Source organism: Dinoroseobacter sp. S375 (genome assembly GCF_049800775.1).
In the GTDB taxonomy this organism is placed as follows: Bacteria; Pseudomonadota; Alphaproteobacteria; order Rhodobacterales; family Rhodobacteraceae; genus Dinoroseobacter.
The window spans coordinates 133,613-144,881 of record NZ_JBNAFR010000008.1; the positions used below are offsets into that span (position 1 = coordinate 133,613).

7 protein-coding genes are annotated in these 11,269 nt (G+C 62.1%); 3 read left to right on the forward strand and 4 right to left on the reverse strand.

Annotation, left to right across the window (positions count from 1 at the left end; genetic code table 11):
- The 3 genes from ACP150_RS16980 to ACP150_RS16990 are packed head-to-tail and all read left to right on the forward strand — an operon-like array spanning position 1 to position 3,740.
- Positions 1–984 carry an alpha-ketoacid dehydrogenase subunit beta gene (locus ACP150_RS16980; RefSeq protein ID WP_424967865.1) on the forward strand — a complete coding sequence of 328 codons (984 nt, stop codon included), beginning with the start codon at positions 1–3 and terminating at the stop codon, positions 982–984.
- Positions 981–2,213, forward strand: a complete 1,233-nt coding sequence (locus tag ACP150_RS16985) for an acetoin dehydrogenase dihydrolipoyllysine-residue acetyltransferase subunit (RefSeq protein WP_424967866.1) — start codon at positions 981–983, stop codon at positions 2,211–2,213. Before ACP150_RS16980 ends, ACP150_RS16985 begins: the two co-directional genes overlap by 4 nt.
- A gap of 33 nt (positions 2,214–2,246) precedes the next feature.
- Positions 2,247–3,740 (forward strand): FGGY-family carbohydrate kinase, encoded by a 1,494-nt coding sequence (locus ACP150_RS16990; protein ID WP_424967867.1) that lies wholly within the window; start codon positions 2,247–2,249, stop codon positions 3,738–3,740.
- A gap of 479 nt (positions 3,741–4,219) precedes the next feature.
- Here ACP150_RS16990 and ACP150_RS16995 read toward each other — a convergent pair whose 3' ends face one another.
- From ACP150_RS16995 to ACP150_RS17010, 4 genes are all read right to left on the reverse strand, one after another.
- Entirely contained in the window at positions 4,220–4,774 is a 555-nt protein-coding gene (locus ACP150_RS16995; RefSeq protein WP_424967869.1) for a VPLPA-CTERM sorting domain-containing protein, read from the reverse strand.
- A 1,031-nt stretch (positions 4,775–5,805) separates the two neighbouring features.
- Positions 5,806–6,351 (reverse strand): hypothetical protein, encoded by a 546-nt coding sequence (locus tag ACP150_RS17000; RefSeq protein ID WP_424967870.1) that lies wholly within the window; start codon positions 6,349–6,351, stop codon positions 5,806–5,808.
- Positions 6,344–6,652, reverse strand: a complete 309-nt coding sequence (locus ACP150_RS17005; RefSeq protein WP_424967871.1) for a hypothetical protein — start codon at positions 6,650–6,652, stop codon at positions 6,344–6,346. Before ACP150_RS17005 ends, ACP150_RS17000 begins: the two co-directional genes overlap by 8 nt.
- A gap of 79 nt (positions 6,653–6,731) precedes the next feature.
- Positions 6,732–10,919, reverse strand: a complete 4,188-nt coding sequence (locus tag ACP150_RS17010; RefSeq protein WP_424967872.1) for a caspase family protein — start codon at positions 10,917–10,919, stop codon at positions 6,732–6,734.
- Positions 10,920–11,269: the final 350 nt, after the last annotated feature.

Below are 11,269 nucleotides of genomic sequence, written 5' to 3' on the forward strand. Positions count from 1 at the left end.
ATGGCGCAGATCGAGACGACCTATCGCGATGCCCTCCGGCTGGCTCTCTCCGAGGCGATGGAGGCCGATGAAAGCGTGATCCTGATGGGCGAGGAAGTGGGCCGCTATGGGGGCGCCTATGGCGTGACCAAGGACCTGATCAAGAGCTTCGGCGCGGACCGGGTGATCGACACCCCGATCTCCGAGGCGGCGATTGTCGGCACCGCCGTGGGGGCCGCGATGACTGGCCTGCGCCCGGTGGCCGAGCTGATGTATGTGGATTTCATCGGCATGACGATGGATCAACTCGCCAATCAGGCGGCCAAGATTCGCTACATGTTCGGCGGCCAGATCGGCGTGCCCATGGTCCTGCGCACCCAGGGCGGAACCGGGCGCTCGGCGGGGGCGCAGCATAGCCAGAGCCTCGAGGCGTATGTGATGCACACACCGGGCCTGCGGTTGGCCATGCCCGCGACAGTGGCCGATGCCTATCACCTCTTGCGGCAATCCCTGCAGCAGCCCGACCCGGTGGTCTTCATCGAACACAAGGGTCTCTACACGATGAAGGGCGCGCTCGACCCCGAGGAGGAGACCGCCCCCTGGGGACAGGCGCAGGTCCTGCGCGCGGGCGGCGATCTGGTGATCGTCACCTATTCGCGCCAGGTCCATCATGCGCTGGCTGCCGCCGAGACCTTGCTGAGCCAGCACGGCATCGCGGCAAACGTCGTTGACCTGCGCACGCTCAACCCGCTGGATTTCGACACGATCCGCCCGCTGGTCGAGGCGGCTGGCCGCGCCATGGTCGTTTCCGAAGGGGTGATGACCTGCGGTGTGGCGGCGGAACTGGTCGCGCGCATCACGGAGGAATGCTTTGATTTCCTTGAAGAGCCCGTGATCCGCGTGGCAGGCGAGGACATCCCGATCTCGGTTTCGCCCCTGTTGGAACAGAACTCTGTTCCCACGCCCGAGCTGATCGTCGAGACCGCGCGAAAGATGGTTCGATGAGCGAGTTCACGAGGCTGGCCCTGCCCATGCCGCGCCTCGGCGAGACGATGGAGGAGGCGACGGTCGCCGAATGGCTGGTCGCCCCGGGCCAGAGCTTCAAGCGGGGCGATCCGCTGCTGGAGGTCGAGACCGACAAGACGATGGTGGAATACCCCGCGCTGGGGAACGGCACCTTGCTCGCAACCCTCGTGGCCCCGGGCGATGTGGTCTCGGTCGGCACGCCGATTGCCGAGATCGAGACGGCGGATCCCTGGGACGGGATCAATGGGGAGGACCCGGCAGAGGCAGAGGCGGCGCCCGCGCCTCAGACCCCGGCCCCTGACACGCCGCCGCCGTCCGGGCCGGCCCCGGGCACCGCGCGCCTGCGGGCCACGCCGCTGGCCCGGCGCCTTGCGCGCGAGGGCGGTCTCGACCTTGACCAGATCCCGGGCACCGGACGGCGCGGCCGGATCGAGGCGGGCGATGTGCGCGCCCTGATCCCGGGCGCGGGCGCTCCCGCCGCCCAACGCGTCGCGCGGCAGGCCGGGGCAACCGCACCGGTCTATTGCGTTCATGGTTATGCAGGGCTTGGGGCCAACTGGGCGGCCCTGCGGGCAGAGTTGCAGCGCGCCGGCCTCAGCTCCTCGGCGCCGGACCTGCCGGGCCATGGCCGCAACCCGGTCGAGGCAGGGGCGGTCGCAGATCTCGTGGACTGGCTGGCCGATGACCTCGCCCGCCAGCCTGCACCCGTGCATCTGCTGGGCCATTCGCTGGGGGCCTATGTGGTTGCCGAAGCCGCCCGCCGCCAGCCCGGACAGGTGGCCCGACTGACCCTGCTGGCCCCGGCGGGCTGCGGGTTGGAGATCCATGGCGGGTTCCTGACCAGCATGGCCGCGGCCCCCGGTCCCGGCGAGTTGGCCCATCTCATGCGGCTCCTCGGTCCCAAGGCCGCCGCCCTGGACAGTGCCGCGCTGACGGCCATGGCGCAGGAGTTGCGCGGGCAGCGCCTGTCCGGGCTCGCCACCTCCATGGCGCGCGGCGATACGCAGCGGATCGACACGCTGGGCCCCTTGCGCGCGCTGGCCGGGCAGATGCCCGTCACCGCGATCTTCGGGCTCGCCGACCGCATCATCCCGCGCGCGCACGCCTTTCACTTGCCGCCCCATGTCGCCTGCCACATGGTAGAGACCGGGCACATGCCGCATTGGGACGCGACCGCAGATGTCGCCGCCATACTCGCGGCATCCTGAGACACCAGTGACGACCCAAGGGAGGAGGGGAGTATGGCCTATGTCTTGACCGCCGATGGCGGCACCGAAAGCCTGCGCGTCCGCATCTATGACCTGAACGGCACCTGCGTCGGCTCCCATGCGGAGCCCTATGAGACGACCTTTTCACCCGGCGCCCGGGCCGAGCAGAACCCCGAGGACTGGTGGACCAGTCTCTGCGTGGCCACCCGCGCCAGCCTGGCCGAGGCCGGGATCTCCGGCGATCAGGTCGAGGCGATGGCCTATGCGACCACCTGCTGCACGGTGGTGGCGCTGGATGCCTCCGGTGCGCCCCTGCGGCCTGCGCTCATGTGGATGGACGTGCGCGCCGACAAGGAGGCCGAGGCGGTGCTCGCCACCGGCGATCCGCGCCTGCGCCTGAACTCGGACGGGGCCGGGCCGGTCTCGGCGGAATGGATGATCCCCAAGGCGCTCTGGCTCAAGCGCAACGAGCCCGAGATCTATGACGCCGCCGCGACCATCTGCGAGTATCAGGACTACCTCACCCTGCGCCTGACCGGGCAGCGCTGCGCCTCGCTGAACAATGTCGGCCTGCGCTGGCACTATGCCAATCGCGAGGGCGGCTGGGCATCGAGCCTCGTGAGCGCGCTCGGCATGGATGATCTGGTCGAGAAATGGCCCGAGCGCGTGGCCGCCCCGGGCGAGGTCGTGGGCCCGCTGACCCCCGCCGCCGCCGAGGCGCTGGGGCTCACCACCCGGACCAAACTGGTGCAGGGCGGCGCGGATGCGCTGATCGGGATGATCGGCCTCGGCGTGGCACAGCCCGGGCAACTCTGCCTGATCACCGGCTCCTCGCATCTGCAATTCGGCGTCACCGAGACCCCGTTTCACGCGCCGGGCATGTGGGGGGCTTACGCGGATATTGTCTATCCGGACCGCTACATCATCGAAGGGGGGCAGACCTCTACCGGCTCGGTGATCAACTGGCTGCGCCGCTTCGTCGGCGGTGAGTTTGATTTCGACGAGATGAACCGCAAGGCCGCCGCCCTGCCGCCCGGGGCCGAGGGTCTGGTGGTGCAGGACCACTTCCAGGGCAACCGCACGCCCTATACGGATGCGCTCTCGCGCGGGGCGATCACCGGGCTGACCCTGGCCCATGAACCCCACCATGTGTTCCGCGCGATCATGGAGGGCATCTCCATGGGCACCCGCGCGATCCTCGAAGCCTTTGCCAAGGGCGGCTATCAGGGCAGCGAGATGGTGGCCGGGGGCGGGGCGACAAACTCCGAGCTCTTCATGCAGATCCACGCGGATACCGCCGGGATCCCCGTGCGCATCCCGGCCTCCACCGACGGGCCGACGCTCGGCTCAGCGATCCTCGCGGCCCACGGGGCGGGTTATTTCGCGAGCATCGATGAGGGGATCGCGGCCATGGTCAAACCGGGCCGCGTGATCGAGCCGAACCCCCAGGCGGTTGCGGCCTATGACGAGATCTACGACCGCTACCACGCGCTCTATCCAGCCCTGAAAGACGCGCTTGCCCGCTAGGCCGGCCCACGGCCTACGTCGCGCTCGTAGGGCCAACTAGCGGACGAGGCAGGTGCATGCGTTGGAGCGCCCTCGAGAGAGCTTGCGCGGCGTGCCTCCCGCGCGCGTCCGCTCGGCGGCACCGAGGATGGACAGGATCAGTGAGCGAATTTTCCCAGTGTGAGTAACTTGCTATATCAGAGAGGTCTGTTTGGTCAGGCAAGTCTTTGAAAAGGAAATTGATTTTTCAGAGAGCAGCAGCTTTGCGGAGTTTCGCCTGTTTCAGGTCAAAGACCGCAGCCATCCCGTAGCGGACCTAAGGCACGCGCTGCTTAAGAACTGTAGCGCGGACATCGCGGAGCTTCTCCACTCCTGGGGCAATGTCTACTTCAATTGGTTTACCTTCCGAACAAAAGGGGCATCGGAACCTACCGACACCCCTTGGGCAGTAACGTACGCGCTGGAACGTCTGGTTCCGGGGTGGTCTTTAGGGCCCAGCCCTATGCGGCGCTTTTCTTCCGGCGCTTGAAGACCGCTATGGCTCCGAGGCCCGACAAAAGGAGAAGGCCACCTGCTGGCAATGGAACAGGGGTCACGTCACTTACGGTGAAGTCAATAACAACCTGATCGCCTGCAACGCCGGCTCCGCTACCGGCAAAATTCAAATACAAATTGTCTGCATCAAAACTGAGAACTGGCGCAGCATAGTCGGACGAAGCTAGAGAAACTGACAGAAAGTCGCCAAAAGCGCCAAGTGCATCTGAGATGCGTATGCCGTTAAAGGGTTCGCTATCAACCCAGAATACACCAATCGGGTGACTGATCGTTACTTGATTTGCACCTACGTCAACATTGGTTAAGCTAAAGAAGTTTGTCTCTTGACCCGTTCCGACGACAAATTCACCATTGCCAGCAGTACCAAGAACAGCGTTCTCATCGGCACCGAATATATAGTCAATCCCGACGGTCTCTCCGGTAAGGGTAGCCGCCGCCAAAGGCGCGGATGTGAACGCAGCGAGGGTCAACGCGGCAATGAACGTAACATTTTTGGACATATTGAGAGTTCCTTCACGTCCCGCACACAATCGAGACTAACAGCTATTGTTCGGAATTTCGCACATTTAGGTTTAGTAACGCGTCCGTTGACACACGGTAACGCTATCAAGGATCAATCCCCTTGTCTCACTAAAAGGCAACTTGCGTCAAAAGCATAGGAATTTTGGGGTGTTAAGCGCCAAGTGTATGTGGAACGGGCCCTCCGGACAGCGAGACGCTGAACAATCCTCGTGCTCAAGTGTTACCGTTAACGATCCGAGAGAAATCGAAGTACGCGAAAGGAGCGCCGGAGCATTCGTGCGAAACGAGTCAATTCTGGATTTGGGTTTGAAACCGATCTTCCAGAGAGTGCTCTACATTGGCCATGCACACTCCGAAGGCTGAAACGACTTTGCAAACTTGCAAAAACCCCCTTTCTGCGCATCACCTCCCTTAGAACCGGTTGCAGCACTAAACAGTTTGGGCTCAAAGAGGTCATTCCATGGCAGCGCATGTATCGACCTGTTCGCCCAGACTTGGTAAGGCGGGCCATGGCTAGCAAGCTCGACCACCACGCGCGTCTTTCCGTCGCCCCCATGATGGATGGAACAGGTAGTTCGAAATTTTCTTTCTTGTTCTGAAGGCTTTGCCAGGGCCTTGTGGTGCATGTTGTAAAAAATGTTGTAAATCTCCACGCCGGTTTGCCGGCCCGCTACACTACTCAGGCATGCGAACTCTTTCGCCACCGTATCCCTCGATCCTCGACGGCCTCACCCCGCGGGAGTATCACAAACGGTCAGAAGAGGACCAAACACTGAACAGAGCTAACCTAAATTAGCGGACTCCAAGGGGAGCAGGTCACCGCGCATGAATGACGGGCTCCGTAATGGCGTCGGTTTCGGCACGGTTTCCTCTGTAGTCCGTGACTCGCCGTCTGATGCGTTCCAATACACCAGTGGGCCTCCGTCGCAACGGTCGGACCGTTCCACCGGGCTGATCTGGGAGAACGCACCGTCTGCGCCGAGCTTACGCGACCAGAAACGTTCTATTCTCACATGGCAAAGTCCTGCAATGCCTCCGCATAATCCGGATCGGTCTCACGCCGTCGTGCAAGTTCCGCCGCGAACGTCTTGGCGAAACCCTCTTTGAGGCTGTCGAAAAAGGCAGCGGTTTCCTCGCGGGCGCATAGGTCGGCTTCAACGCAGAGATGAGCGCGTTCAAAGAAGTAGACAGTATCGTTGAATTGTTTGCGGGCGCGCGGGTCTTCCAGCACCGCGGTCGCAACGATTTCGTAAAAGCGCTCGGCATAAGCGCCGCCCGTGCGCGCGGCGATGCGCGCGTCCTCGGGCATCCCGGCAATCTCGGCGGCGACGGTGGCAGCCAATTCGTCATGGGCCTGGCGGAAGCCCCGCGTCTCCCACACGTCGAGCAGGCCAAGCGTCGCCTGCGCGCGAGCCGCCTCTGCCCGAGCGTCCAACTCGCGGAAACCCAACCACCCCGTGATGATCAATGCTGTCACACCGATCACGGCACAAAGACCAGCTATGCCGTCCCACGCGACGACGCTGATCCGCAAGAAGCGCGGCTCGTCATCCACCCGGGCAAGCCTCCGACAGGCGAAAGACCGTTCTGGGATCGAACGGGCCGTCATGCGCTTCGATCAGGTCCCGCAGGCAGCGGGCCGAGGATCGGTCGAGAATGTAGACTGACTTCACCCGGGACGCGGATGAGCCCGGCGCGTCGATCGTTCCCATCCCTGAAAAATCCCGCGTTCCGTCGTTACTCATTCCGTCACACCCGGCCAAGTTGACTGTGTGGAACCCGGTCGGGGACTTTTCCAAAGCGACCATCAAGTCGTCGAAGTTCGCCCGGTAGCAGGCGGCATGCGCTTCGGTCATTTCGACCACCGTATCGCATAGAACGCATTGCGCCTCAGCGGGACCGGTGACTGCTGCCAAGGCCAAAGAGAGCATCAATTTAGAAGAGCGCATAATCCCCCACCATTCGCGTCCGTGTCAGCCACGGCGTCTGTTCGCCATTCGACAGCGCGCGCACCCTATCGCGCACGCCGCGCCACAACTCCGTGGTCTCAATCCGTCCATTGCCATTCGTGTCGTGCGTAGCTCGTTCGGTAACCAGCACCTCGGACAGGGCAGCGGTAAACAGGCCGCCGCCCACCGCATCGGACTCCGTGCTGACCTCGCGACCCTTCGATGCGGCCAGGATGGTGACGTTGGCCGGGATCGCAGACAGCCCCGCGACCGCATCGTCGTTGGAGGCGAAGACTCCGCTGTTAGCCGCCCCCGCATGGCAGGCGTCCAATAGGATGGTGATCCGCGCCTGCGTATCTGCCAGGATCTCGGCGACCTCGGACCAAACCAGCGCGGTGCCAGCGGGATCGTCCGGGTCCGTACCGGCTGTGGCGAAGTAGAACGCCCCGTCCGGCCCTGTCAGCCCATGGCCCGCGAAGAACAGCACGCCGTGATCCTGGGGGCCTAGTCCGGAGACAGTATCCTGGAGCTTCGATAGGATTGCCGCAGGTGTTGCACCGGCATCCACGAGCAATTCAGGCACGTCCGCCCCCACTTGGGGTGCCATCATCGTCTGCATCAGAGTGCCGACATCGACCTTTGCGTAGTTCAGGTCTGTAAGGCGGGGGTCTTCGTAAACGTCGACGCCCACCAATAGTGCCGCTGTCCGTCCCCGGCCGCGCGCGTCTGGGCCCAGATCGGCCGTTACCTCTCGTGATGCGGTCCCGTCTGCAGCACGCGCCACGACGGCCGCCCACCGTGCCCCCTGGAGCCGGGGGATGGACAGGAGATGGTCAGCCTCCGAGGCCGGGATTGTGTCGGTCAGCACACCATCCTGATAGACCTCGATTACCTCTGCCGGATACCTGGGGTCCAAGGCCGTGGATATCCGCACCTTGTCACCCGCGGCCTCGATCTTTGCCTCGAGCATCGGGGGAACTGGTGGGGCAGGGGCGCGCGGCACCTCGCCCGCCAGCGCCATAGAGGCCAAACCCGGGACACGGCGGGTGGTGGCAAATCGATCCAGGCTGAACTGTCCGTCCAGGCCGGGAAAGCGCAGGTCAATGGCGGCCGCCGCCTCGGCGGTGACGTCGAAATGGAAGTCGTCGGTCCAGACCGCGATCTCGTCCTCCACGATCCGGCCGTGCAGCACCGTCTCGCCATCTGAAATACGGTGCACGTGCAGCCCGCCGTCAGAGTTGACCTGCACGACGTGGCGGTAATCCTCGGTCAGGTACGCGTCTTGCAGAAGTCCACCGGAGGGAAGGTTGCGTTTCTCGAAGGCTGGTCTCTTGTCATCCAAGTTGATCACAATGATCCCAGCTACACGGCTTGAGAAAAGCGTAAGGTAGTTTCCAGATAGATAACCACGGAACGGTGTTGAATGAAATTGCCAGTCATTCAAATATGTCCCAGCAATTTGCTCGCTACTATAAACAATCATGTCAAGAACATTGGCCGGATGAGCTTTTCTCAAATCAATTAACAGGAGCGTGCCGACCATGCCGAGCCCTCCAAATGTCCCGCCAAACTCGCACGTATAGCTAATAATCCAAACCGGTGCCTCATTTTCGCGTTCGAATTTCTGAGCGCCTGAGATTGCCGCAGGCAAGACAATGCCCCGATTGCTTTGCCTCTGATTGACATAAAACTCGCTAAAATCAACATGAGAACAACTTTCGGTTGCATACTCTTCTTCTGCCATATCCCATATGAGCGGAATACCAAATTTTCGAAAGTCAACTGCCAATGCAGAACGTATGGCTGACGACCTCTCAATCGGCACAGCTGCTGATAGGTAACTGGAAGTTTCGTTATCCAAGTTCAACAACGGCGCGGTTTGCTCGGAAAACGCCATCCCTAACCTGCCAAAGTGTTCTGTACTCAGGATTTGTTTGCTTTGCGCGTGATTTGCGACGACCTTTGACCATTCAAATCGACCCCCGGACCGAATTGCCAATACGTCCGAGATTGTAGCGGTACGTCTTTCTTCACCCTCGCCAATAAATCGGTCGCCAGACTGAATGCCGCGTTCGATGTTTCTAAGCGGATGACGTCGGGACGGAGAAATAGAAGATATTGTCCCAATCGAGCTCAATGTAATGAAGTCGAGCATGGCCGTGGAGTCACGGCGTCCCCCTCGCTGCATCGGACCTAAACCACTCTCGGTGGTAGCATCTCCTTGGTAATTTGGGGCCTGCATTGGGAATGATCTTCCGACTTCGTGGCCGACAATAGACAGGACAGCGTTTTCGAGGTCGATACGGATGTCCCCAAAGACAGTGCGATCAGGCAAGTCCGATACATCAAATGCGCCGCAGCACGATGGGCCGGTCATCCCGACGTCCAAGGCGACCTTGTTATCGAACGGGCTTCGAACATGCATTCCGCCATAAGGCGAGGTCGTCGTGAGAAACCAGCTATCGCCAGGCGCCCAAGCCGTCTGCCAAGCAGGGGCGCGTGCGACCGTTTGGCCGTCGACGATATCCACCACCTCACGCTCACCATCATGGTTCACGGCGACAAAGCGTAGCGTTGAGGAGAGGTCAAGGTCCTCCCCAGCCCGTTCGACTATCTCCGTCCCGTCCCTTGCGGTGATCCGGAACCGCGTCTCGTTGAGCTCGATCCTACGGTCGAACTTGGGGACATTGATGGTGTGGGTGAAGTCCGCCCGGCTGGCGGGAGTGCCGACGACCAAGCGGGGCGGAGCGGGTGTGACCTCGACCACGCGGTCCACCTGCTTGAGCACTACCTCCTCCTGACAGGCGCGCAGATAGGCGACGACGGATAGGCGTACCGGGGTCGGACCGGCCAGAAGAGGCATCATGTCGATCTTGCCTGCATGTCCGGCACCGCGGGCCCACAGCGCTACCATCGCACGGCTCTGTCCCCGCCCGGCCTTGATCCCGAATGGGGTGGGAGCCTCGGGGCCAAGTGCGAAGAAGCCTTCACCTTTGAACCGGACCGGGGCGGGCGTCTCGGCCATCACCCAGACCGGGATACGTTCGATCAGATCATTGCCCCGGTAACTGAAAACGATGGGCTGGCCGACACGGCCAAGACCGGTCCCGGCATCCAGGGTGATCCTTTCAGCCAGCTGTTGCAGATCTGCGCGCTCCGCCTCGCAGGTCCGGCCCAGAGGCGCGGCGGCGGCACGAACGCGGGCAGCGTGCGTTTCGGGCGTATCATCAGGCCGCCAGGCAACGGACTCGTCCACCATGGGACCTGGGCCGCGCGTCGGTGGGGGAGGCAAGCGTCTGACCGCCTCCGTCAGTTCTCCGGACACGGCACCACGGTACCGGGTGGCGCCGTTGGCACCCGACTTCAAAAAGCAGATGTTCCCGTCGCGGCCGTTCCAGGTGTAAATTGTGCAATCCTCGGTCAGCTGGCACAGGGCCGCACATTGCCGCTCCGAGATCCCCGCGAGCAACGGATCGGTGAGACCCGATCGCAGGTCGAACCCGGGGACATCGGTGTCGTTGTAACGTCGGAATACGTCGAACGGATCGCCCGGATCGGGGAACGTCATCGTCGCCTCGTCCGTGAAGCGCTGGTAACGCCCGTTGAAGGGGTCGGGCGGCAGTGAAGCCGAGCCCGGGGAAGCGGTGCCGCCTGCTGTGCGAAACGCTTGCATCCGGCAATGGCCATCCAACTGTGACAATGCATCCGAACTACCGCGAAGACTGAAGAGATAGCCGCGGCGGCCGTCCCCGATCATCATCTCGCTGCCTTGACGCATGGCCGACACGATCTCGCGTCCGACGGGGTCGTTCAGTCCCACGATCAAAGCATCGGATGCGGAGGATCGGGTCAGAGTGAAGCTTCCGCTGCGCCCCATGGTCATTTGCAACGCAGCAGGCATCGATCGCCACGCTTGGTGCTGTGTCTCCATCTGCAGACCGCCAGCGTCAGTGCATATGAATTCGAGGCACGGCGCACCGCCACTACCGCAGATTGTTGCAATGCCATCCCTGTAGGACCACCGATCCACCGCTTGCGCTGCAGCCTGCTCGCCGAACGAACAGGCAATCAAAATTACAAAAAGCCACCGCATGACTGTTCCCCAACTGGCTCCACTCGACGCTAGCAGCATCTTGCTACGGCGCAATACGTAACATCGAAGAAGCTTTTCCATTGAGCTTAGGTCATCGAAGGCCTCGGGTATTCGAACACAAAACCAAGTTCAAAAGCTTGAAGGTCAGCCTTTTTGGTGGAGGCCGAAATAGATGCCTATCTGAACGTGATCTTCGTGCAGTCCGCAGCGAGTTTGCACTTTGCCCGCATTTTGTGAGTGCACGAGTGGCGCAGCGAAAAGTGGCAATCGAGCGCACACGGATTCGAACTTAACACCGATAGAAGAACAGAGAGGGGTGGGCCGCGCTACAACATCGCGATTCAGGCGCAACATTTGTTGTAATTTGACCAAAAACAGGTGCAGATGAGCCGGAAACGGACTGGAATGATGCTCTGGCGCGATCGTCCGCT